The 23,225-nt window shown below is 61.1% G+C and carries 18 protein-coding genes; 2 read left to right on the plus strand and 16 right to left on the minus strand.

The features are described from left to right. Positions 1 to 36: 36 nt before the first annotated feature. The 4 genes from D0B32_RS04935 to D0B32_RS04950 all read right to left on the minus strand — a co-directional run bounded on the left by D0B32_RS04935 (position 37) and on the right by D0B32_RS04950 (position 7,433). Positions 37 to 1,512, minus strand: coding sequence for an efflux transporter outer membrane subunit (locus D0B32_RS04935; protein ID WP_117332530.1), 1,476 nt, complete (start codon positions 1,510 to 1,512; stop codon positions 37 to 39). Then, complete coding sequence (locus tag D0B32_RS04940) at positions 1,509 to 4,712, minus strand: efflux RND transporter permease subunit (RefSeq protein WP_117332531.1); 3,204 nt, start codon at positions 4,710 to 4,712, stop codon at positions 1,509 to 1,511. The genes D0B32_RS04935 and D0B32_RS04940 overlap by 4 nt, the downstream gene beginning before the upstream one ends. Beyond that, positions 4,709 to 5,959: an efflux RND transporter periplasmic adaptor subunit gene (locus tag D0B32_RS04945; RefSeq protein WP_117332532.1), complete on the minus strand. Its 1,251-nt coding sequence runs from the start codon at positions 5,957 to 5,959 to the stop codon at positions 4,709 to 4,711. The genes D0B32_RS04940 and D0B32_RS04945 overlap by 4 nt, the downstream gene beginning before the upstream one ends. 280 nt (positions 5,960 to 6,239) lie before the next feature. After that, positions 6,240 to 7,433: an MFS transporter gene (locus D0B32_RS04950; protein WP_117332533.1), complete on the minus strand. Its 1,194-nt coding sequence runs from the start codon at positions 7,431 to 7,433 to the stop codon at positions 6,240 to 6,242. Between the two features lie 147 nt (positions 7,434 to 7,580). Here D0B32_RS04950 and D0B32_RS04955 point away from each other — a divergent pair, with 147 nt between their 5' ends. Further along, complete coding sequence (locus tag D0B32_RS04955) at positions 7,581 to 8,108, plus strand: helix-turn-helix domain-containing protein (protein WP_117332534.1); 528 nt, start codon at positions 7,581 to 7,583, stop codon at positions 8,106 to 8,108. 23 nt (positions 8,109 to 8,131) lie between these two features. Here the strand turns inward: D0B32_RS04955 and D0B32_RS04960 are convergent, their stop codons facing one another. From D0B32_RS04960 to D0B32_RS04985, 6 genes are all read right to left on the minus strand, one after another. Further along, a complete protein-coding gene (locus tag D0B32_RS04960) occupies positions 8,132 to 8,545 on the minus strand; it encodes a hypothetical protein (RefSeq protein ID WP_117332535.1) in 414 nt (137 codons plus the stop codon). A gap of 27 nt (positions 8,546 to 8,572) precedes the next feature. Next, a complete protein-coding gene (locus D0B32_RS04965; RefSeq protein ID WP_117332536.1) occupies positions 8,573 to 9,517 on the minus strand; it encodes a LysR family transcriptional regulator in 945 nt (314 codons plus the stop codon). A gap of 498 nt (positions 9,518 to 10,015) precedes the next feature. Continuing rightward, complete coding sequence (locus D0B32_RS04970; RefSeq protein ID WP_117332537.1) at positions 10,016 to 10,522, minus strand: MarR family winged helix-turn-helix transcriptional regulator; 507 nt, start codon at positions 10,520 to 10,522, stop codon at positions 10,016 to 10,018. Continuing rightward, the gene (locus D0B32_RS04975) at positions 10,494 to 10,754 is read right to left on the minus strand and encodes a DUF1272 domain-containing protein (protein ID WP_117332538.1); all 261 of its coding nucleotides are present in this window, start codon (positions 10,752 to 10,754) and stop codon (positions 10,494 to 10,496) included. The genes D0B32_RS04970 and D0B32_RS04975 overlap by 29 nt, the downstream gene beginning before the upstream one ends. Before the next feature lie 105 nt (positions 10,755 to 10,859). After that, positions 10,860 to 11,738 carry an aldo/keto reductase gene (locus D0B32_RS04980; RefSeq protein ID WP_117332539.1) on the minus strand — a complete coding sequence of 293 codons (879 nt, stop codon included), beginning with the start codon at positions 11,736 to 11,738 and terminating at the stop codon, positions 10,860 to 10,862. Between the two features lie 151 nt (positions 11,739 to 11,889). Further along, positions 11,890 to 12,702 (minus strand): isocitrate lyase/phosphoenolpyruvate mutase family protein, encoded by an 813-nt coding sequence (locus D0B32_RS04985; RefSeq protein WP_117332540.1) that lies wholly within the window; start codon positions 12,700 to 12,702, stop codon positions 11,890 to 11,892. A gap of 390 nt (positions 12,703 to 13,092) precedes the next feature. On the opposite strand from D0B32_RS04985, the gene D0B32_RS04990 reads away from it, so the two are divergent. Then, entirely contained in the window at positions 13,093 to 13,473 is a 381-nt protein-coding gene (locus tag D0B32_RS04990) for a hypothetical protein (protein WP_259294876.1), read from the plus strand. A gap of 108 nt (positions 13,474 to 13,581) precedes the next feature. Here the strand turns inward: D0B32_RS04990 and D0B32_RS04995 are convergent, their stop codons facing one another. From D0B32_RS04995 to D0B32_RS05025, 6 genes are all read right to left on the minus strand, one after another. Further along, positions 13,582 to 15,057, minus strand: coding sequence for an efflux transporter outer membrane subunit (locus D0B32_RS04995; protein ID WP_117332541.1), 1,476 nt, complete (start codon positions 15,055 to 15,057; stop codon positions 13,582 to 13,584). Then, positions 15,054 to 18,236, minus strand: coding sequence for an efflux RND transporter permease subunit (locus D0B32_RS05000; RefSeq protein WP_117332542.1), 3,183 nt, complete (start codon positions 18,234 to 18,236; stop codon positions 15,054 to 15,056). Before D0B32_RS05000 ends, D0B32_RS04995 begins: the two co-directional genes overlap by 4 nt. Beyond that, a complete protein-coding gene (locus D0B32_RS05005) occupies positions 18,233 to 19,483 on the minus strand; it encodes an efflux RND transporter periplasmic adaptor subunit (protein ID WP_117332543.1) in 1,251 nt (416 codons plus the stop codon). The genes D0B32_RS05000 and D0B32_RS05005 overlap by 4 nt, the downstream gene beginning before the upstream one ends. Positions 19,484 to 19,978: 495 nt before the next feature. Continuing rightward, positions 19,979 to 20,905 carry a LysR family transcriptional regulator gene (locus D0B32_RS05015; protein ID WP_117332545.1) on the minus strand — a complete coding sequence of 309 codons (927 nt, stop codon included), beginning with the start codon at positions 20,903 to 20,905 and terminating at the stop codon, positions 19,979 to 19,981. A gap of 86 nt (positions 20,906 to 20,991) precedes the next feature. Continuing rightward, on the minus strand, positions 20,992 to 21,963 hold the full coding sequence (locus D0B32_RS05020; RefSeq protein WP_117332546.1) for a LysR family transcriptional regulator: 972 nt from the start codon (positions 21,961 to 21,963) through the stop codon (positions 20,992 to 20,994). A 381-nt stretch (positions 21,964 to 22,344) separates the two neighbouring features. Continuing rightward, on the minus strand, positions 22,345 to 22,932 hold the full coding sequence (locus D0B32_RS05025; protein WP_117332547.1) for a TetR/AcrR family transcriptional regulator: 588 nt from the start codon (positions 22,930 to 22,932) through the stop codon (positions 22,345 to 22,347). Between the last annotated feature and the right edge of the window lie 293 nt (positions 22,933 to 23,225).

Below are 23,225 nucleotides of genomic sequence, written 5' to 3' on the forward strand. Positions count from 1 at the left end.
TGGATTTTGCACGGTTCTGCAGTTCGCTCAGGTCGATCAGTTCGCTTGCGCAACCTGCTGCGGCGCGTCCCAGCCACCGCCCAGCGCCCGGAACGTTCTGACTGCCGCGCGTGCGGCGTCGGCCCGCGTTGCGTCTAGCTCATCGCGCGAGACGAGCAGCAGTCGGTCCGCATCGAGCACATCCGTCAACGTGATGGAGCCAGCACGATACGCCTTCTCCGACAGGTCGCGCGCCTTCGTGAGCGAATCCACTTCCTGCTGCAACTCCTGCGCCTGAATCTCCGTCTGCGAGAGCGCCATGAAGGCGTCCTCGACATCTTCCGTTGCCTTGAGCGCCGCTTCCTTGTACTGCGCGAGTGCTTCCGCGTGGGCGCCGCGCGCGTTCCTGACTTCCGCGTCCACCTTGCCGAAGTCGAACAGGCGCCACTGCAGCGCACCCGTGCCGATCGGCTCGAACGACTTCGCGCTGAACAGGTGATTGGTCGTCAGGCTATCGAAGCCCAGCGCGCCCGAGAGCGAAATCTTCGGATAGTAGTCGGAGATCGCGACGCCGATTTCCTCGTTCGACGCAGCCAGATGACGTTCAGCCGCAATGATGTCCGGGCGGCGCCGCAGAACGTCGACCGGTTGATCGCCGGTGCCGATGGCGGGAATGTCCGGGATCACAGCGGCGTTCGTGTTCAACTCCGCCGCGTAGGTCCCGGGCTGGGCGCCCATCAGCACGTCGAGGCGATTGAGTTGCGCCTCGAGATCGACCCGCAGCGCGGGCATGGTTGCACGCGCCTGACGCAACAGCGCTTCGGCCTGGGCCACTTCGCGCTCGTCGGCCGCACCGGCCTGCTTGCGGGCCTTCACGAGTTCCAGCAAGTGTGTGTCGGTGTCGATCTGATCCTGTGTGACGGCGACACGCGCCTGCAGTCCCCTGATTTGCAGATACGCGTCCGCCGCATCCGCTGCCACCGTCACGCGCGTGCCGAGTTGCGTCGCTTCCGCGGCCTGCTCTTCGTCACTGGCGGCGCTATGCGCGCGCCGCAGGCCACCCGCCAGGTCGATTTCCCAACTGGCCGTCGCACCCACGACGTAATCCTTCTGGTCGCGGCTGTAGTTCGGGAAGGCGCTGGCAAGCGCACCGAGCGGACTTTGCGTGCTCTGGTGTTCCGCTGTGTACGACGCGTTGGCATCCACGGTGGGCAGCAACGCGGCGCCAGCGGCTTGCGCGGCCGCCCGTGCCTGGGTGACGCGCGCAATCGACGCCTGAAGATCCAGATTCTGATCCAGCGCGCGCTGCACGACCTTGGCGAGCATCGGATCGTTGAAGCCCGTCCACCAGCTGTCCAGCTTCGGCGCAGCCAGGGTGGTTTGCCGGTTCGCCACTGCGTCCTTGTTATGGAACGGCGCGAGGTCCGTCTTTGGGGCAACGTAGTCCGGGCCAACGGCGCAGCCGGCAAGTGCTGCACCAATGATCAGACTGCCGATGATCGCTTTCGACGTTCTCGATATCAGGTGTTTCATTTTGCATCTCCACCGCTAAGCTGCCGGGGCAAAGGCACGGTGTCCCTCGCTGTGTCCTTGATCCCGAGCTTGCGAACAAAGGCATAGAACGCGGGCGTGAAGGCGAGGCCAAAGATCGTCACGCCGAGCATGCCGAAGAACACCGTGGTCCCGAGTGATTGCCGCATTTCCGATCCGGCGCCCGAGGCGATGGCGAGCGGCGCCACCCCGGCAATGAACGCGAACGAGGTCATCAGGATCGGGCGCAGACGCACGTGGGCCGCATGCACCGCCGCGTCCTCCGCACCAACGCCGTCTTCCTCCTGCCTTTGCTTGGCGAACTCCACGATGAGAATCGCGTTCTTCGCCGCCAGCCCGACCAGCACCACGAAGCCGATCTGCGCGAGGATGTCGATTGGCATCCCACGCATGTTCAGCCCAATGGCCGCCGCGAGCAGACACATCGGCACGATCAGCACGATCGCGAGCGGGGTCTTCCAGCTTTCGTACTGCGCGGCGAGCACGAGGAACACGAACAATGCCGAGGCCGCGAAAATCACCAGCGGCGACATGGTCTGCTCTTTCTGCTGATGCGCGAGGTCGGTCCACTCGTACGAGATACCGTTCGGAAGCACCTGATTGGCGAGCTGTTCCATGCGCTCGATGGCTTCGCCCGACGAGTATCCCGGACCCGCTGCACCCATGATTTCCGCGGCGGGATACAGGTTGTAGCGCGGCACGCGATACGGCTGCGTCGTGTTCCTGAAGGTGGCCACGCTGCTGATCGGCACCATCTCGCCGGCAGCATTGCGGACCTTCAAGCGGCCGATGTCCTCCGGCGTCTGGCGGAACGATTCATCGCCCTGGACGCGCACCTGATAACTGCGGCCCAGATAGTTGAAGTCGTTCACGTATTGCGAGCCGAGATACAGGTCCATCGTCGAGAACACATCGTTCGGCGTAAGACCGATTTTCTCTGCCTTGAGACGGTCGATATCCGCGTAGACGGATGGAGCCCCGGCGTTATACAGCGTGAACACGCCGCCAAACACCTTGTCTTTCCGCGCCGCCGCAACGAGCGCGTTGGTCGCGTTGGCGAGGGCTTGCGGACCCAGACCGCCACGGTCTTCGAGCATCAGCTTGAAGCCGCCCGCTGAACCGAGACCCTGCACAGGGGGCGGATTGATCACGACGACCACGGCGTCCTTGACCACGGAGACGCGCTTGCGCAGCGTGACCAGCATCGAAGCCGCATTGACGCCGGGTACGTGTTTGCCATACAGCGAAGGCAGACCATAGAACAGCGTGCCGACGTTGGGCGCAATCGTGCCCGTGGTGACGTCGAAGCCTGCCACCGGCGAGGTGTGCGTCACACCTTGCATGCCCGGCGTCGTCAGAACGATCTCGTTGATTTCGCGGATTACCTTGTCGGTGCGTTCGAGGCTGGAGCCCGGTGGCAGGAAAGCGATCACCGCCTGGTAGCCGATGTCCTGATCCGGAATGAAGCCGGTCGGCATGCGTGACATCTGCAGGGCCGTCGCGCCAATCAGGCCGGCGTAGACAATCAGCATGACGGTGGTTGCGCGCACGAAACGGCCGGTCATCTTGCCGTACCTCGAGGACAGCCATTCGAACGACGTGTTGAAGCGGCCAAACACGGCGTGATGCAGACGGCCGAGCGTAGTCGTGCCGCCGTGCGTCTTTTCCATGTCGTGCGGCTTGAGCAGCACCGCGCAGAGCGCCGGGCTTAGCGTGAGCGAAACAAAGCACGAGATGACCGTGGATGCCGCGATGGTGATGGCGAACTGCTTGAAGAACAACCCCGAAATGCCGGACATCAACGCCGTCGGACCGAACACCGCGCACAGCGTCAACGCAATGGCGATGATGGCAGTCGAGACCTCGTTCATGGTCTGATGGGCGGCTTCGCGTGGCGACATGCCGAGCGCCATGTTGCGCTCGACGTTCTCGACCACGACGATGGCATCGTCGACCACGATCCCCACCGCGAGCACGAGCCCAAATAACGACAGGTTATTGATGGAGGCGCCGAACAGCGAAAGAATCGTGAACGTGCCGATCAGCGAAACCGGAATGGCCACGACCGGGATGATGGTCGCACGCCAGTTCTGCAGGAACAGGTACACCACCCCCACCACCAGCAACACGGCAATCGCAATCGTCTTGATCACTTCTTCGATGGACTGGCTGACGAAGGTGGTTGGGTCGTAAATCTTCTCGTAGTCGATGCCGGGCGGGAAGCTCTTCTTCAACTCAGCCATCTTGTCCCACACGGCGTGCTCGACCTGCACCACGTTGGCGTCCGGCGTCGCAATCACGAACCACGGCGTCGACGCATAACGGTCAGCGTAAGCCTTCGAGCCATAGTCCACCGAACCGAGTTCGACGCGGCCAATGTCGCGAATACGCGTGACACGTCCTTGCGGATCTGATTTGACGATCACATCGGCGAACTGCTCAGGCGTGCTCAAACGGCCGAGTGCATCAATGTTGATCTGGTAGGCGCCGCTCCCCTTGGTCGACACCGGCGGTTGATTCAGCACACCGGCCGAAACAGGCGCATTCTGGGCGCGCAGCGCAGCCAGAATTTCATTGGCACTGATGTTGTATGCAGCGGCCTTGTCCGAGTCGATCCAGATTCGCATGGCGTACTGCCGTTCGCCGAACAGCTGAAAGTCCGAGACGCCCGGCAGACGCGCAATCTGGTCGCGAATCTTGAGCATGTAGTTGGACATGTACTCAGGGCTGCGCGAACCGTCCGGTGAATAGACGTGCACGCCAAGCAGCAGCGCCTCAATAGTCTTCTTCACCTGTACACCTTGCAACTGCACGTCCTGCGGCAGACGCGACAGCGTGTCCTCGACGCGGCTGCGCGTGAGGAGCAGCGCCGTGTCCGGATTCGTGCCCACCTTGAAGATCACCGTGATGGTTAGCTGGCCGTTGCTGGTCGACTGGCTGGACATGTAATCCATGTTCTCGACGCCGTTGATCGACTGTTCGAGCGGTGTGGCCACGGTGCGCGCGATCACGTCAGCCGATGCCCCCGGATAGGACGTCGTGATCTGGATGGTGGTGGGGACGATGTTCGGATACTGGGCGACCGGCAGTGACATCATCGTCGCAAGACCGATGAGCACTGCGAATATGTTGAGCACCGCGGCAAAGCGCGGATGCTCGATGAAGAAGTGGGTGAGTTTCACGACTTCGCTCCTTCGGCAGCCTGGGTCGAATCAGGCTGAATGGTGCCCGCATGAGGCGCGACCTTTGTGCCAGGCCGCACGGACGGAATGCCGTCGATGACGATTTTGTCAGTGGGTTTAAGGCCGGAACGGATGACCCGCAGACCATCGCGCAGATCGCCAATCTCGACTTTTCGCGGCGTGACGACGTCATCGTCGCCCACCACATACACCATGTGATCGGTCTGGTCCGCGAGGACCGCTGCGTCGGGAACCAGCAGGGCCGGCTGAGGCGCCGAGGTTGCGAGCTGGATCCTCGCAAAGCCGCCGGGTGTGAGGCTGAAGTCGCTATTGGGAATCGTCGCGCGCGCGTGGATGGTGCCGCTCGAACGGTCCAGCGCGTTGTCGATGAAGTTCAGCGTGCCCTTGCGCGAAAAGCCGCTGTCGCCCGTTGGCGAAATGCTGACCGCGTCCGCCAGCGCACCCTTTTGTCCTGCGCGGGATTGCTGGAACGTCGAGTAGTCGTTCTCGCTCATGTCGAAGTCCAGATAGATCGGATCGAGCGAGACGATCGTCGCGAGCAGTGTGGTCGGGCTGCTGCCTGCACGGCTGCCGGACACCAGGTTGCCCGTCGACACGAGGTGAGTGCCCATGCGCCCGGTGAACGGTGCGTAGACCTTGCAGCGGTCCAGATCGAACTTCGCGTCGCGAACCTGGGCATTCGCGTCGTCCACGGCGGCCTGTGCGGCATGCTGTTCGGCCGCTTTCTGGTCGACGTTCTCGACCGTCCCCGCTTCAGAGCGTTGCAGTTCCTGGGCCCGCGCCAGTTCCCGCGTGCCGAGCGCCAGCCGGGCCTGCGCCGATTCCAGTTGTGCGGTCGCTTCGCTCAGCTTGATCTGATAAGGCTCGGGGTCGATCTGGAACAGCAGATCGCCCTTGTGCACGATATCGCCATCCTTGAACGCGATCTGGGTCAGCGTGCCGCCCACCTGGGCGCGCAGTTCGACGCGGTCGACCGCCGAGAACTGCCCGAGAAAGCCCAGCCGTGCCTCGATATTGCGCTGTAGCGGTGCGCTGACTGCAACCGGCGCCGCAGGCGGAGCAGCAACCGGCGCCGCGCCGGATCCATGCAGGTGATACGCCGTTGCGGCAACAGCAACGACTACCGCCAGCGCGATGGCCTTACCAACCCATCGTGGCTTACCCGCGTGTGCCGAGCTTTTTGGGGCCAACACGCCCACCTCGGCCGGGTCGAAACGATCGTTCATAAAAATCCCAAATAAGTTAACAGGCTGGAATGACTGTCAGCGCATTGCTCCAACACCGTGTCGGAGGACCGATACGCACTACCTCTAATCTAGATTGCGATCATAATCCACAAGTTCAAGAGTCTGCTCACCGGGTGATCTCGACACAGGCGCTCGACACACGCGTCTGATGCTCCGATAAACCGGAATAGCGAGTTTCTATGGAGGAATTAGATCGGAGCGCACGTCGGATCGCGCGCTCAACTCGTCACGATGCGGGGCGGTGTCGCCCCGGCAGTCATTACGCTGTTACAGCGGCGCCGGCGGCTTCTTTTGCGGCGGCGGCCTTCGCGACGGTGGCGATGCGCCAGCTGGCCAGTTCGGAGACGAACAGGGCGGCGACGACCAGCGCGGCGGCCAGATAACCCAGGTTATGGGCGCCGATGGTCGGGATCATCGCGGCACCGACGACCCCGGCGATGGACACACCGATGTAAGTACCCGATGTGTTCAAGCCGACGAGGACTGCTGTCATGGGGGGATTCAGACTGGCGAGGCGGAATTGCTGCGGCACGAGCACGCCCCACGCACAGGCACCCCATATCGTCACTGCAATCGCTGCGCTCCAGAGATGCGCGCCGGAGAGGGGCATCGTGACGATGACCGATGCCACTGCGATGAGCATGCCGATGACGACCTTGCGCGAGCCGACCTTGTCGAGAATGCGGCCGGTAAGAAGATTGGACAGGGTTCCCGCGACGCCGAAGAGCACGAGCAGGCCGCCGAGTACGGTGGAGCTGTGGCCGGTCGCACGATCAAACACTACCGACAGGTAACTGAAGATGGTGAAGGTGCCGATCTGTGCGAGCACCGTGGTGGCGAGCGTGAGACCGACGCGTGAGTCGGCCAGCGGCGACACGCGTTTCTTCAGCGAGATGGCCGGCGGCAGCGGAACATCCGGCATGAACGCCCAGATGCCGGCGAAGGCAGCCGTGCCCAACGCGGCGACGAAAATCAAGGTCCAGTGCCAGTTGGCGAGGCCGCCGATGATCGTGCCCAGCGGCGCACCCAGTGCAGTCGAACTGGTTAGGCCTGCTACGATAATGGAGAGCGCGTAACCGCGACGCTCAGGCGGCACGAGCATCGCGCCGGTGCCGCTGGCAGTGGGGGAAAACATCGCGGCACCGAGGCCGGCCACTGCGCGCGTGACCAGTGCGATACCGAGGTTAGGCGCGACGATGGTGGCGAGATTGGCCACCACGAACAGGCCGATTCCGCCGAGCAACATGCGTTTGCGTGCTACGTTCGCGGCGAGTGCTGCGATGGTCGGGCCGAGCAATGCATACGTGATGGCGTACACCGTAATGAGCTGGCCCGCGCCTCCTATGCTTACGTTAAACGAGCGGGCGATTTCGGGCAGAATGCCCGCGAAAACGAAGCTGTCGGTGCCTAACGCAAACATACCGAGCGCAAGGGTGATGAGACGGCGATCCATGATGGTTCCTCTGGTAGACCTGCAATGGGTTTCGTGATGAGACTATAGAAAACTCAGTTGCATCACGCTACTGGGCGAAACCGGGAAGCTGTTCCCCATAAAGCGGGTAAGTGGCGTGAGAAAACTTACGGTAGTATCGAAGCCATCATGTATAGAAAACGCTTCGATGGACTGAACTGCTCGATCGCTCGCGCTCTCGACGAGGTGGGTGAGTGGTGGACGTTGCTGATCGTGCGCGAATGCACGCAGGGAAGAACCCGCTTCGATGAATTCCAGAGCGAACTCGGGATTGCGCGCAACGTGCTGACCGTGAGGCTCGAGCGTCTGATTCAGCTCGGCATTCTGGAACGATTCCCGCTCGCGGAACGGGCCAATACCTTTGGATACCGCTTGACCGACAAAGGCGAGGCGCTTTATCCCGTGCTCGTCGCGCTCATTCAATGGGGCGATAAGTGGCTCTCGCCGAACGGTCAGCCGCCCATCAAACTGGTGGAAGACAGTAGCGGGCAGCCGGTTGAAAAGGTGTGCGTGCGCAGTACGGATGGCAAAGCGCTAACGTTTCGCGACGTACGGTATACGCCCGGCCCCGGTGCAACAGCCACCACGTACGATGTCATCAAGGACCGTAACGAACGCGTCCTCGGTTGTGAAGCCGACGAGCCGTCAACCGGTTAGCCAGGACGTTGCGCCAGGTTGCGTTACGTTGCGTCAGCCGGCCCGCGAACCAGCTGCGCGCGATGCAGTTCGATGGCGGGGTGTTCCCACGGATGAATCGAAATGAGTGCGTGCAGGAAGGCCTCGACCTTCTCCTGCGCGATCCCTCCTGGCGCATACGTTTTAAAGCAGAGGGTGGGCACGGACTCGCGCTGCCCGATCTCGCCTTGTGTGGGATTCGCCCCCTCCAAAGGCGTGAACCCTTCCAGCCCGATGCTCAGTTCGTAAGCCGCAGCATAGTGACCGAGGCATCCAATCGGGCGTGAGCGCTCCAGCAGGTCGATGACCTTCGGCAGGGTTTGGCAGACGGCGGACAGCGACGGCAGGTCGAGCGCGCTCAGGTCCGGCTGCGAATCGAACGGGATGTAGACCGTAATCGCCAGGGCTTCTTCGAACATGGTAGGGGTATCGAGTGGAGCAAGGTGTTATGGATTCGCTGGCGGGTCATCGAGTTCATTCGACCTGCGCGATCTATCCGCCTCATATTGGCTCATATAGTCGCGCAAGATCTGGATGAACTGCTCCACCGCGTTCGAGCGAACAGAGAACTTGGGATAGATCAGGTTGATGTTGTAGGTAATCGGCTCGACGAGCGGTTTGATCAGCAAGCCTGTCCACAGATCATCGCCGGCACAGAATTCATCCACTACGGCCACGCCGAGCGAGCGCCGCGCCAGCGCACACGCCAGTTCGGCGCGCGGGACCTCGAAGGTGGGGGTGATCTCGATGCCGTACCCTTCGAGCGTGGAGCGCACGACTCTGCCGAACGCAATGCTGGGCGACGGGAAGATGGTCTCGTGCCCGGCCAGATCGGACAGGGAAATCCGCTCGCGCTGCGCAAGGGGATGATGAGGCGGCATGGCGCATACCATTCTGCCGGTGCCGATCTTTTCTACACTCAGGTTTGGATTGCTGAGCGGCAGCAAGGTCACCGCGAGATCGGTTTTCTTGCTGAGCAGTTCGTTGGGCACGTCCACAGTGAGCGTGGTGAAAAAGCGGATACGTGTCCTTGGATTGCGCTGATGAAATACCTCGATGACTCTGGGTAACAGGCTCATCCCCAAGGCGGGGCTACAGCTTATGCTTATTTCGATCGTGGACCGGTTGGCCAGATTTTCCACGAAGCGGTCGACGTTGAGCGCTGCATCATAGACCGGCTGCACCTCTTCGAAGAGCGCCACTGCCGCCGGGGTGGGCAAGAGCTTGCCGCCGGTACGCTCGAACAGCTTGATGCCAAGACTCGTTTCGGTATGAGTCAGCAGTCGGCTCACCGCCGGCTGCGATACGTAGAGCATGCGCGCTGCGCCACTGACCGTGCCGGTCAGCATCACTGCACGAAATATCTCCATCTGTCGCAGCTTGAATTTCACTTCGCCTTCCTGTCGCGTCGAGATGGAATCAGGGTGGTGTGAACGCACATCAGGTTTCGCAGCGTTACGGTAGTCGAGTCTGGTGGCTGGGTCTGGTGCCGTACCACGCTGCTATTGTAATCATGCGAGGATTAATTGGGACGTGACTGATCGAAAATGCGACCACGATAAATCTGGATTACGGTCGATTTCCTCGTCGAGAAAGCCTTTATGCGTTCGATACCTTCGTCTAATTGTGTCGGCGCGCACGGTGTGGCCTAATTGTCACTGTCATCTCCATGACAACGCCTTGTTTTTATGGTTAGCCTTGTTTGGTATCGCGAGAGGGAGTCTCCTCCATACCAGCCTTTCGCGTGCCGGGGCACGGATGATTCCGTGCCCGCCTTTTTCAGGCACGGGAGCACGCATCAGCATGGCACGCGGGGCACGCGATCACGCAGCGCGAGCGACCGCACGGATGAGTCGCGTGCGACTGGCCACGTGAAGCGTGCTCGCGGTCTAGCTGATCGATTCCACCTTTTCGCGGAACGCGTTCGCCACCGGTACCAGACCGTCGCGAACGGCGGGAATGTCCGACCGGTCGAAGAGCTGTTCTATTTCTGCTTCGGCGGAACACACGCGTGCTGCGGACGACTCGAGCAAACTGCGTCCCTCGTCGGTCAGTTGATAGAGCGGACGCCGCCGTTCATTCGAGTCCGTCAACGAGCGCACCAGTCCTGTCTTTTTCAGCGGCTGCAAGGTTCGCTGCAACGCTGAGCGCTCTACGACGAGTTCGTCCGCAAGGTCCTGGAGCGCAATGGGTCCAGACTTTCCCAACGCTTCGAGAATCGCGTGCTGGCTGGCGGTCAGCAGCATGTCCGCAAGATGTCGGTTGTACACGCGCACAATGTAGCGTGCCGCGCGCATGAAAACCGGCCCGTATCGCTCACCATCCATCACATCGTTCTCCACTGCCTTTGTGTCCGCGCAATGCGGATCATTCGACCGGATGACTGAATTTGTCATGGCAGTCTGCGTTAAACACGCGCTCGGTCGACGCGGGGAATTTCGCCAGCATGCTGGCGGGACGTCGCGGGCGGGCCACCAGATCGCCTCCGCAGTTCGGGCAAATGCCCTTTAGCAGGTTGTCAGTGCAGTCGCTGCAAAACGTACATTCGAATGTGCAGATGCGCGCATCCAGCGAATCAGGCGGCAGATCCTTGTCGCAACATTCACAGCCTGGGCGAATTTGTAGCATGGCTGATTCCCCTTTCATGCAATACGTGACGCGCGAAAATAGCGGCGCGTATGGGTGGCATGCTCGCGCGGGTGTGTGTTGCCACCGCGCGAGCCGTGCCCGGTTTCACTTCGCAGCGGCGTTGCGCCCCTGACGATCCAGTTCGTTGAACTCTTCGTCGGTCAGCTTGACGCTGGCCCCGGCCACGTTCTCGATCAGATGATCGACACTGCCTGTTCCCGGAATAGGCAGCATGACCTTGGAGCGCTTGAGCAACCAGGCGAGCGCGACCGCGCCGGTCGTGACGCCGTGGTCCCTGGCGATGGTGCTCACGATAGAGCCCGGTTTGGCAAGTTCACCAGCCGCGAGAGGGAACCACGGAATGAAGCCAATGCCGTGTTTTTCGCAGAAGTCCAGGACGTCCTCGCTCTTTCGATCAACGAGGTTGTACTGGTTTTGCACGGTGGCAACCTTGAAATGCTTCTGGGCCGCTTCGATGTCGTCCACCGGCACTTCGCTCAGGCCCACATGCTTGATCAGTCCTTCGCGCTGCATGGTGGCGACGGCGTCGAATTGTTCGTCGCGCGGCACTTTCGGATCGACCCGGTGCAATTGCCAGAGATCGAACTGTTCGACACCGAGGCGGCGCAGACTCGTGAGAACGCACTGCCGCAGGTATTCCGGGCGGCCAAGCGGAGCCCAGATGTCCGGGCCATGACGGGTCAACCCGCCCTTGGTCGCGATCACCAGACCTTTGTACGGGTGGAGCGCCTCCTTGATGAGGTACTCGCTGTCGTACGGCCCATAGGAGTCCGCCGTATCAATGAAGTTGACGCCAACTTCAGGCAGGTGTTTGAGCGTGGCGATTGCCGCATCGTGATTGGCAGGTGGGCCCCAGATACCGGGTCCGGTAATACGCATGGCGCCAAAACCGAGCCGGTTGACGACGAGGTCGCCACCAATGGCGAACGTGCCCGAGGCAGCAGCAGAAACAGACTTGGACATCATTTTTCCTTTACACGTGTGAAGCGTCACACTACAAACCAGAAAGTCTTCGTGTCATCGAACATTGGCGTACCGCTACGCGAAGAACTCTCTGGCGCCTGGATCGTGCACAAGCTGGGTCTTTCACACCATCGCCGTGCAACGGCGTCGCTCATTTCGCCGGCAGCCTGGCGAACAGTTGCTGAATCTCTCCGTACGGCAGCGGATTGTCATCAAGCGTATCCGAGCGGCCGTCTGCGAGGAACTGTTGAGCCAGTGTTTTCGCCTTGCCCAAAACGACCTGCGTGATGCCTCCGCCTGCACTCAGCCGCCGCACGCCGAGTTTGCCCAGCGTCGCCGCGTCGGCGAGACCCGGCAGCGCCATGACGTTCAAGGGCAGCCGGATGGCGGCCGCTACTTTTTCGATGTCAGCGGGTTGCGCGAGTGCAGGCACAAACAGACCGTCGGCACCGGCGTCCGCGTAGATCTGGCCGCGCGCAATCGACTCATCGACCTGCCTGGCCTTTTCTACCAGGCTGGCAAGGAACACATCGCTGCGGGCGTTGATGAACAGATCGACGCCGGATTTCGACACCGCATCGCGGATAGCGGAGATTTTCGCCGCCAACACGGTAGGCGCGTCCGGGCCGTCTTCGATGTTGATGCCTGCGATGCCGAGGTCGATCAACTGCATGACATGGTTCGCTACCGTCTTCGGATCGTCGGCGTAGCCGTGTTCGATGTCCACCGAAAGCGGCACTTTCAACACTCTCGCGATGCGTCGCACGCTGCCCACGGTTTCACTGAACGGCAACGCGCGACCGTCCGGATAACCGAGCGCCCATGAAAAACCGGCGCTGGTCGTAGCAATGGCCTGGGCGCCGGCCGCCTCGAAGAGTCGTGCGCTACCGGCATCCCAGACGTTGGGCAGTCGAAGCGGCGTCGAGTTGTCGTGAAGCTTGCGGAATTGACCTGCGATAGACATGAGTGACTCCTGGTTTTGAGTACTGCCACCGGCACCGAGGGGGGTTATCCGATTACGCCACAACCCGTCACCGGCCACAATTGCACGAAGGTATCGCTCGGGCGCTGGCTCCTGTGCGTGCGGTTCGCAGCGCGCTTACAGGCGTTGGCGTTTCTGTGAACAAACTATAGGGAAGTCAGTTGCATCATGCTACTGAAGAAGCCAGGAAACAGCTCCCCATAAAATGGGTAAGTCGAATGCGGGCGACGTTCGTGGCTCATTTCTTTCAGGCGCATGCTCATAATCTAGTATTTTCCCCAGGCGCAGCGCGTTTCGTCGCCAGTTTCAAGCAGCGTTCGTCCAGGACTGGTATTGTTATATCAAGCAGGGCAACCTTTTCTGGAGGTCAACATGCGCAGGAATAACGAGCTTCTCAAGACGATACTGACGTTCATGCAAGACAACGTGAACCCAACGCAATGCTGCAAGGATATCGAGCGTGGGGTGGGAACGAATGAAACGGGGGTAGGAGCGAAGGGCGGCCCGAGCTGGCCCGAAGTCAGACTTCACCTGGCGCTGCTAAAGGATATGGGGCTCGTGACCGAGTGCACCACGCCGGCTGAATACCGCTTGACCAGCGCCGGATACGATGTGGTGGAGAGCGCGGACCCCATTGAACAGATGAAGGCTTGGTCAACGGTTTCCACTGGCGTGAACACGCCGGCCACTTCGGCGTTTTCCGCCGCGAAACATCCTCTGCCGCCTGCGCTGGTGAGCCAGCGTTTCAGCTAGGTCCACGAAGAACGACCTCGACCCGCTAGTCGAGGTCCCTGAAGCAAACCAGCATTCAATGCAGCGCGTCGTCGCACGAATTACGCGCGACGGCGGCGATTCACACAGTCAGTTGGCCTGCGCGACCTGCTGCGGCGCATCCCATCCCCCACCCAAGGCACGGAACGTACGCACCGCCGCGCGTGCGGCATCGGCACGGGTTGCATCCAGATCGTCGCGCGACGAGAGCAACTGGCGGTCGGCATCCAGCACATCGGTCAACGTAATCGAGCCGGCACGGTACGCCTTCTCAGAGAGATCACGCGCCTTGGTCAGCGCGACGACTTCCTGTTGCAGCTCCTGCGCGCGCAGTTCCGTCTGTGCGAGCGTAACAAAGGCGTCCTCGACATCCTCGGTCGCTTTCAACGCAGCTTCACGGTATTGCGCGAGCGCTTCGGCATTCGCCCCGCGCGCCTCTTTGACCTCGGCATCCACCTTGCCGAAATCGAACAGCCGCCATTGCAGCGCCCCGGTGCCCACTGGCTGGAACGATTTCGCGCTCAGGAAGTGGTTGCTCGTGATGCTGTCGAAACCCAGCGCACCGGAAAGCGAAATCTTCGGGTAGTAGTCGGCGATCGCCACGCCAATTTCCTCATTGGTCGCGGCAAGATGACGTTCGGCGGCGATGATATCGGGGCGGCGGCGCAGCACGTCGACGGGCTGGTCGCCGGTGCCGATGGCGGGAATGTCGGGAATCGCGCCGGCATTGGTGCCAAGCTCCGCGGCGTAGGTGCCGGGTTGTGCGCCCATCAGCACGTCGAGGCGGTTCAACTGCGCCTCGAGGGCGACCCGCAACGCCGGAATGCTGGCGCGCGCCTCGCGCAGCAACGCTTCGGCCTGGGCCACTTCACGCGCCGTCGCCGCACCCGCTTTCACGCGTGCCTCTACCAGCGCGAGCAGATGGGCGTCGGTGTCGATCTGGTCCTGGGTGACATCGAGTTGCGCCTGCAATCCGCGGATTTGCAGGTAGGCATCGGCGGCATCCGCGGCAACCGTGACGCGCGTGCCGAGCCTCGCAGCTTCGGCGGCCTGTTCCTCATCGAGCGCTGCCGAATGCGCGCGTCGCAATCCACCTGCTACGTCGATTTCCCAGCTCGCCGTTGCGCCCACGATGTATTCCTTCTGATCGCGGCTGTAGTTCGGGAATGCACTCGCCAGCGAACCGAGCGGACTCTGTGTGCTCTGATGTTCGGCCGTATAGGACGCGCCGGCATCGACGGTGGGCAACAACGCAGCGCCGGCGGCCTGGGCCGCGGCACGTGCCTGACTCACCCGTGCAATGGACGCCTGCAAATCCAGGTTCTGATCCAGCGCACGCTGTACCACTTTCTCGAGCATCGGATCGTTGAAGCCGGTCCACCAGCTATCCAGCTTCGGCGCGGGCAGCGTGGTCTGCCGGCTGGCGACGGCGTCGGTGTTATGAAACGGCACCAGGGTGGTTTTCGGCGCAACGTAGTCGGGACCCACGGCGCAGCCCGCGAGGGCCGCACTTACAATCAGGCCGCCAATGATCGACTTTGCTGTTTTCGACACGGGTCGCTTCATTTCGCTTCTCCACCGCTGCTGAGCCGCTGAGGTACGGCGGACGTCTCTCGGGCCCCCAGGTTGCGAACGAATGCATAGAACGCGGGCGTGAATGCCAGGCCGAACACGGTCACGCCGATCATGCCGAAGAACACGGTGGTGCCGAGTGACTGACGCATTTCGGAACCTGCACCGCTGGCGATCGCAAGCGGCGCTACCCCCGCAATGAACGCAAACGACGTCATCAGAATCGGCCGCAAGCGGACGTGTGCGGCATGCGTGGCGGCGTCCTCGGGCCCCACGCCGTCCTCGTCCTGGCGCTGCTTGGCAAACTCGACGATCAGAATGGCGTTCTTCGCTGCGAGCCCCACAAGCACGATGAAGCCGATCTGCGCGAGGATGTCGATCGGCATCCCGCGTAGATTCAGGCCAATCGCGGCGGCGAGCAGACACATCGGCACGATCAGCACGATGGCGAGCGGCGTCTTCCAGCTTTCGTACTGTGCCGCGAGCACGAGGAACACGAACAGCGCAGAGGCCGCGAAAATCACCAGCGGGGACATGGTCTGCTCTTTCTGCTGGTGCGCGAGATCCGTCCATTCAAACGAAATGCCGTTAGGCAGCACCTGATTGGCGAGTTGCTCCATGCGGTCCATTGCCTGACCCGACGAGACATCCGGCGCTGCTGCACCCATCACTTCAGCCGCCGGATACAGGTTGTATCGCGGAATACGGTAGGGCATGGTCTGGTATTTGAAGGTGGCCACCGTACCGATCGGCACCATGTCGCCGGTAGCGTTACGCGCCTTGAGCCGTCCCAGGTCCTCCGGCGATTGACGGAACGCCTCGTCACCCTGCACCCGCACCTGATACGCACGGTTGAGGTAATTGAAGTCGTTCACATACTGCGAGCCCAGATACAGCTCCATCGTGTTGAACACATCAGTGGGCGTGAGCCCCACTTTCTCGGCCTTCAGACGGTCGATATCCGCGTAGACCGACGGCGCACCCGCGTTATAGAGGGTAAACACGCCGCCGAACATCCGGTCCTTGTTGGCCGCCGCGACCAGCGCATTGGCCGCCTGCGCGAGCGCCTGCGGGCCGAGACCGGCGCGGTCTTCCAGCATCAGCTTGAAGCCGCCCGCCGCGCCCAGACCCTGAACCGGTGGTGGGTTGACTACGATGACGATGGCGTCCTTGACACCGGCGAGGCGTTTGCGCAGCGTCACCAGCATCGTGGCCGCATTCACACCCTTGATGTGCTCGCCATACAGCGACGGCAGCCCGGTGAAAATCGTGCCGACGTTCGGCGCAATCGTGGTGGTCGTCACGTCGTAACCCGTCACCGGCGACGTGTGGTCGATACCCTTGGTTTTCAGGGCGATATCGTTGACTTCACGCACCACCTGGTCGGTCCGTTCCAGGCTCGAACCCGGCGGCAACAACGCGATGATCGCCTGATAGCCGATGTCCTGATCCGGGATGAAGCCAGTCGGCATTCTCGACATCTGAAAAGCCGTCGCCGCGATCAGTCCGGCGTAGACAATCAACATCACCGTGGTCTTGCGAACCAGACGCCCGGTGATCGTCCCATACCGGTTGGAAAGCCACTCGAACGAGGCGTTGAAACGGCCGAAGACGGCATGATGCAAACGTCCGAGCGTGGACGATGCGGCCTCATGGGTCTTCTCCATTTCGTGCGGCTTGAGCAGCACCGCGCACAGGGCAGGGCTCAGCGTGAGCGAGACGAAGCACGAAATCACCGTGGATGCTGCAATGGTGATAGCGAACTGCTTGAAGAAGAGCCCGGAGATACCGGACATCAGCGCCGCAGGACCAAATACGGCGCACAGCGTGAGCGCAATGGCGAGCAGTGCCGCCGACACCTCGTTCATGGTCTGGTGCGCGGCCTCGCGTGGCGACATGCCAAGCGCCATGTTGCGCTCGACGTTTTCCACCACCACGATGGCGTCATCCACCACGATCCCCACGGCCAGCACCAGCCCGAACAAGGAAAGGTTATTGATCGACGCATGAAAGAGCGCGAGGATGGTGAACGTGCCGAGCAGGGACACCGGAATCGCCACCACCGGGATGATGGTCGCACGCCAGTTCTGCAGGAACAGATAGACCACGCCCACCACCAGCAGAATGGCAATGACGATGGTCTTGATCACTTCCTCGATAGACTGGCCGACAAAGGTGGTCGGATCGTAGATCTTGATGTAGTCCACACCGGTCGGGAAGCTCTTCTTCAGCTCGGCCATCTTGTCCCAGACTGCGTGCTCGACCTGAACCACGTTCGCATCCGGCGTGGCAATCACGAACCACGGCGCGGACGGATAGCGGTCAGCGTAGGCCTTGGAACCATAATCGACCGAGCCCAGTTCGACGCGGCCAATGTCGCGGATGCGCGTCACGCGTCCCTGTGGATCGGACTTGACGATGATGCTCGCAAACTGTTCAGGCGTCGTGAGCCGGCCGAGTGCCTCGACGTTGATCTGATAAGCCCCCTTGCTGGAAATTGGCGGCTGGTTCAGTACGCCCGCCGTGACCGGAGAATTTTGCGCACGCAGCGCGGCCAGAATGTCGGCAGCGGCAATGTTGTACGAAGCGGCTTTGTCGGGATCGATCCAGATGCGCATGGCGTACTGGCGTTCGCCGAACATCTGGAAATCGGACACACCCGGCAGGCGCGCGATCTGGTCGCGAATCTTCAGCATGTAATTCGACAGATACTCAGGGCTGCGCGAGCCGTCCGGCGAATAGACGTGCACGCCGAGAAGCAGCGCCTGAATCGTCTTCTTGACCTGGACGCCCTGCAACTGAACGTCGACCGGCAGACGCGACAACGTGTCTTCCACGCGGCTGCGCGTGAGCAGCAGCGCGGCGTCTGGATCAGTGCCGACCTTGAAGATGACCGTGATCGTCAACTGACCGTTGCTGGTGGACTGGCTCGTGATGTAGTCCATGTTTTCCACGCCGTTCACGGACTGCTCGAGCGGCGTGGCGACGGTGCGCGCAATCGTATCCGCGGACGCGCCGGGATATGACGTCGAGATCTGGATCGTCGTCGGAACGATGTTGGGGTATTGGGCAATGGGCAGCGAGACCATCGTCACGAGCCCGATCAGCACTGCAAATATGTTGAGCACCGCTGCGAAACGAGGGTGCTCGATGAAGAAGTGCGTCAGCTTCATGACTTCGCTCCTTCGGTGGCCTGATCGGCCAGCGGCTGAATCGCGCCGTCGTGGGGCGCAACCTTCGAGCCCGGTCTGACGGTGGGCAGACCGTCGATGATCACCTTTTCGCCCGGCATCAGCCCCGACGTGATGACCCGCAGGCCGTCGCGCAGATCACCCACTTCCACTTTCCTTGGCGTCGCCACGTCGTCCTTGCCCAGCACGTAGACCATGTGGTCCGTTTGATCCGCCATCACGGCGGCATCGGGAACGAGCAACGCGGGGTGGGGCGTGGAGACGGCCAGCCGCACGCGCGCAAAACCACCAGGTGTGAGTGAGAAATCGCTATTGGGGATCGTCGCGCGTGCGTGAATGGTGCCGCTGGAGCGGTCCAGGGAGTTGTCGACGAAGTTCAGGATACCTTGACGAGAGAAGCCGTTATCACCGGTTGGAGAAATATTGACAGTATCGGCCAGCGGACCATGCTGACTGCTGCGCACTTGCTGGAAGGTCGCGTAGTCGTTTTCGCTCATGTCGAAGTCGAGGTAGATCGGATCGAGCGAAACGATGGTCGCGAGCAGCGTGGTCGGGCTGCTGCCGGCGCGGCTGCCGGACACCAGATTGCCGATGGATACGAGGTGTGTGCCCATGCGGCCGGTAAACGGTGCGCGGATCGTGCAACGGCCGAGGTCGAATTTTGCATCGCGAACCAGCGCGTTGGCATTGTCCACTGCGGCCTGTGCCGCATGCTGTTCGGCGACTTTCTGATCGACGTTTTCAACAGTGCCCGCTTCGGAGCGCTGCAATTCCTGCGCGCGCGCCAGCTCGCGTGTGGCCAGCGCCACGCGCGCATTCGCGGATTCGAGTTCGGCCGTGGCTTCGCTCAACTTGATCTGATAGGGCTCGGGGTCGATCTCGAAGAGCAGATCGCCTTTATGAACGATGTCGCCGTCCTTGAAATTGATCTGGGTAAGCGTGCCGCCCACCTGGGCGCGCAACTCGACACGATTGACCGCTGAGAATTGTCCGAGGAAACCGATCCGGCTTTCTATCTCGCGCTGCAATGGCGCGCTGACGGCAACGGGTGGCGGCGGCGGTGCGGCTGCCACCGCCGAGCCTGAAGTGTGCAGGCGATATGCCGCTACGGCGACCGCGACGATAACGGCCACGGCGATAGCTTTGCCGACCCAACGCCTGTTGCCAGGATTTGCCGAGCTTTTGGGGGTCACGACGGCCGCCCCCGCTGGGTCAAGACGATCATTCATAGCAATCCTCATTTAATAGATCAGGCAGTAAAACGGTCAACGTATTGCTCAGTCTTTGTTTGACCAACCTGTCGCGTTCGCGCGTGATGTTGACCGAATCGCCAACCGTCACGAGGACCGGGATGGTGCAACTCGACAAAAAAATCTTGAGAACAGATTTGATGGGGCGGCGTCGCTACGGGACGAGACAGCAAAACGCCACGACAATGGCGGCGCGCGAAGGTCCCCCGGGTCGAGCCTGGCCATTGAAGCAGATGACGGGAATTACGCCATACCTCATCGGCCGGCACAATTGGACCAAGGTATCGCTTCGGGTCTTGCTTCGGCCTTGCTCAGAGCGCGGCGAATGAGACTGGGGAGGATGAAGAAGAAGGCCGGCGTGGTGACGAGGCCGGCCATGCTTGGATTGTTATTTAAATTCTAAATAACCGTGCGCGACGACGCTGCCCAGTTCGATTTTTCTCAGGCAACGGCATCGCGATCAAGGCGTACCCGTCAGGCGTGACGTCGAGTCTGCTTGCCGAATCGCGACAACGACTCCCTGAGTCTGGGCGCCGCGAAGTCGATGAAATGGCGCAGCTTGATCGCCATGAGGCTACGCGACACGTGAACCAGGTGCACGGGAACCGGGCCCACTTCAAACTGCGGCAGCACGATCTGTAGCTGCTCGTTTCGCAACGCCTCGTCGGCGTCGTGCTCGAACACGAGCGTAATCCCTACGTCGGCCACGGCGGCGCTCACGGCGGCATCGGGTGTCGTGACCTCGAGCCGTGGGGCGACTTCGAGGGTCAGCACCTTGTCCGTGGACGGAAGGCGAAAACGCCACGGCGACAAATACGGGCTATTGAACACCACGCACGAGTATCGGATGAGTTCGTCCGGTGCTTGCGGCAAGCCATGCTGATCCAGGAACGTTGGACTGGCGCAAAGAATGGGGCGTAGCGTTCCCACGCGCGTGGCGATCATGTTGCTGTCCGCCAGTTCTCCAATGCGCACGGCAAGATCGGCATGCGAGTCGATCAGATCGATATTGCGGTCGGACAGCAACAGACGAACGGTGATTTCGGGGTACTGAGCGAGAAACTGGCTGATGACCGGCAAAACGTGAAGCCGTCCAAGCTGCACCGGCGCCGTCACGACCAGTTCGCCTCGCGCGGCCGTGAATTCGCCGGTTGCCTCATGCTCCTGCTCGCGAACCAGATCGAGAATGCGGCGCGCCGCGGCGACATACGACGTGCCCGCGTCCGTGAGCGTGAGCTTGCGCGTCGTGCGTATCAGCAGGCGAGTGCCCAGCAGTTCTTCGAGATCCGTGACCTTGCGGGTCAACGTGCTGACGGGGATTTTCAGTTCCCGGGCGGCGGCTGACAGGCTTCCTGCATCGACGGCAGTCAGCAGAATCTCCATTGCTTCCAGTCGATCCACGAGTTCGTCCCGATGAGTTATTTTCTGAGCATTGTATGTGAACTCATCGTGTTGCCGCATGGCACAACGTGGCCCTGCATCGGGTGTTACAGGGAAGCGATCAGTTCGTTAAACGGATGCGCGCTGCTGTAGTCACGCTCGGTTTTCGGTTCGGCATGCATGCCACAACACTCTTTGAAGAGTTCCGCCGCCCACTCGACAAACACGCGGACCCTGCCGACGAAGTGCCTGTCCGGTGCGTACTGAACCGACACCGGGACCGGCAAGGGCTTCCATTGCGGGAAGATTTCCACGAGCCGCCCTTCGGCGAGATGCCGCCGCAACAGGAAGCTGGGTGCCTGAATGATGCCCGCGCCGGCCAGCCCGCACGCCACGTACGCTTCGAGATCACTCAGCGTCAACGAGCTTTGCATTTTGACTTCTCGTGGCGCGGCGTCGATCACGAAGGTGTGCGTCACCGTTCGGTCCGTGACGCTGGAGTGATAGTGAACCGCGTAGTGACGCTGCAATTCGTCGAGTTCCGTCGGCATTCCGTTGCGTTCAAGATAGACCGGACTGGCAGCGGTGAGCATGCTCGCTTCGCCGAGCGATCTGCGCACGTAACCCGGCTCGTGACGGTAGCCCGAGCAGATCACGCAATCTACCGCGGACTGCGCGGGATTCAATGGTCCGTCGACGAATCGCATGGACAGGTTGATGTCGGGATACCGCTCCTTGAATTCCATGATGCGCGGCGCAATGATCAGGCGACCAATCGAACCCGGCATGTCGACCCGCAGTGGACCTTGTGGGCCTCGCCCCGTGCTGGCCAGCGCATCTTCGGTTTCCTTGATGTCCGAGAGAATGCGCACGCAACGTTCGTAATATTGCGCGCCTTCGGGCGTGAGATTCAGACGGCGCGTGGTCCGCTGCATCAGATTGACCTTGAGATGCGCTTCGAGGTTCTTGATGGTGATCGTGGCAGAGGCCCTTGGCATACCGAGTGCGTCCGCAGCCCGAGAAAAACTGTTCATCTCGACCACCTTGACGAACGTCTGCATTGCATGAAGCCGATCCATGCCATTCCTTCAACGATAACGACGTTGCGCTCGTCACGCGTCGCGTTGCCTCGTCGTTGATTGATTGTTTGAGTGGGTGTTTCAGTGTGGTCGAACTATTCTGGATTATAAACACTTATCAGAATTGTCGTGATAGCGGGGCAGGCCAGCGCGCACGCGCGAGGCTCGGGCGCCGCGCGTTGCAATGGAAAAGTGCTTGTTTAAAGGGGTAAAAGTCCATGCATCGCGTTGCGCGATCAGCATGCAATGTCTGTGACGTGAGCATCATATGAGGCCCGCCAGAGTTTTGCAGGCAAGCCTTAGATGAGCTTCATGCGCATGCCGTGTTTATGTGTAGATACACAACAGGCCGCGCAAATTTTTAGTGTAGATACACGTCCGCTAGGCAGCGGCAGTTTGCGGCTTTTTAGCCGGGAACAGAGCGATCAGTTCCGCTGATACGGCGTTCAGGATTTGACGCGAGAGCTTCGGATCCGGCACGGCCCGCGACAAACCGATTGCACCAATGTAAGCGCTATAAATGAGTAGGGCCTTGGCGCGGAGATTACCTTCAGTGCCTTTGGGCATCTGGCTTTCGAGCAGGCTGAGACTTTTCTCCAGGCGTTGGGTGTAAGCCTCGCGCGCCTCGTCGGTGGTGCGCGCGATATCGTTGACGAGCAACGCCAGCGGACATCCCGTATCGACTTCATCCCGGTGTGCTTCGGACAGGTAAGTCTGAATGCTTTTTTTCAGCGTGTTTTGCGCGGTGAATGCGGAATGATCCATCTGTTCGGACGCAGCCGCCACCGCTTCGACCACCAGATCATCACGCGACGCGAAGTGCTTGTAAAAACCGCCCACGGTCAGCCCGGCTTCATTCATGACGTCGGCAACGCTGATGCCTTCCAGGCCCAGTTCACGAAAACGCCGAGAGGCGACATCCACGATGCGCTGATGGGTCTCGGCCTTATCTGCTTGGGAATATCCCATAGTTTGCTCTCCCGGGCAAAGATTGATCTAGAGAAACATAATAATCCACACAGACTGTGCGCGTTGATCGGCCGTCGCGCAATGGGAGTGTGAAAGCAGCGTTCAAAGAGGGACGCATCTGGACGTGTCGGAGGGAATCCCGGTCCCGTATGTGGATTATAGGTGCTTACCAAAAGCATTCCGCCTCGGTTTAGAGGAGGCGTGACGGGACCTGAAAACCCGTCGACCGGAAGGCGTCAGCCGCGTCGAAGCGTGACGAAGGATTAAGGAAAGGTGGCGAGCGCCGCGTGCCT

Source organism: Paraburkholderia sp. DHOC27, from assembly GCF_003429005.1.
Lineage (GTDB): Bacteria > Pseudomonadota > Gammaproteobacteria > Burkholderiales > Burkholderiaceae > Paraburkholderia.

What these genes read in the sequence shown, in the direction of transcription:
- D0B32_RS04935 (WP_117332530.1), bottom strand. Translation starts at nt 1,512, where the DNA reads ATGAAACACCTGATATCGAGAACGTCGAAAGCGATCATCGGCAGTCTG.
- D0B32_RS04945 (WP_117332532.1), bottom strand. Translation starts at nt 5,959, where the DNA reads ATGAACGATCGTTTCGACCCGGCCGAGGTGGGCGTGTTGGCCCCAAAA.
- D0B32_RS04950 (WP_117332533.1), bottom strand. Translation starts at nt 7,433, where the DNA reads ATGGATCGCCGTCTCATCACCCTTGCGCTCGGTATGTTTGCGTTAGGC.
- D0B32_RS04955 (WP_117332534.1), top strand. Translation starts at nt 7,581, where the DNA reads ATGTATAGAAAACGCTTCGATGGACTGAACTGCTCGATCGCTCGCGCT.
- D0B32_RS04960 (WP_117332535.1), bottom strand. Translation starts at nt 8,545, where the DNA reads ATGTTCGAAGAAGCCCTGGCGATTACGGTCTACATCCCGTTCGATTCG.
- D0B32_RS04970 (WP_117332537.1), bottom strand. Translation starts at nt 10,522, where the DNA reads ATGACAAATTCAGTCATCCGGTCGAATGATCCGCATTGCGCGGACACA.
- D0B32_RS04975 (WP_117332538.1), bottom strand. Translation starts at nt 10,754, where the DNA reads ATGCTACAAATTCGCCCAGGCTGTGAATGTTGCGACAAGGATCTGCCG.
- D0B32_RS04980 (WP_117332539.1), bottom strand. Translation starts at nt 11,738, where the DNA reads ATGTCCAAGTCTGTTTCTGCTGCTGCCTCGGGCACGTTCGCCATTGGT.
- D0B32_RS04985 (WP_117332540.1), bottom strand. Translation starts at nt 12,702, where the DNA reads ATGTCTATCGCAGGTCAATTCCGCAAGCTTCACGACAACTCGACGCCG.
- D0B32_RS04990 (WP_259294876.1), top strand. Translation starts at nt 13,093, where the DNA reads ATGCGCAGGAATAACGAGCTTCTCAAGACGATACTGACGTTCATGCAA.
- D0B32_RS04995 (WP_117332541.1), bottom strand. Translation starts at nt 15,057, where the DNA reads ATGAAGCGACCCGTGTCGAAAACAGCAAAGTCGATCATTGGCGGCCTG.
- D0B32_RS05000 (WP_117332542.1), bottom strand. Translation starts at nt 18,236, where the DNA reads ATGAAGCTGACGCACTTCTTCATCGAGCACCCTCGTTTCGCAGCGGTG.
- D0B32_RS05005 (WP_117332543.1), bottom strand. Translation starts at nt 19,483, where the DNA reads ATGAATGATCGTCTTGACCCAGCGGGGGCGGCCGTCGTGACCCCCAAA.
- D0B32_RS05020 (WP_117332546.1), bottom strand. Translation starts at nt 21,963, where the DNA reads ATGGATCGGCTTCATGCAATGCAGACGTTCGTCAAGGTGGTCGAGATG.
- D0B32_RS05025 (WP_117332547.1), bottom strand. Translation starts at nt 22,932, where the DNA reads ATGGGATATTCCCAAGCAGATAAGGCCGAGACCCATCAGCGCATCGTG.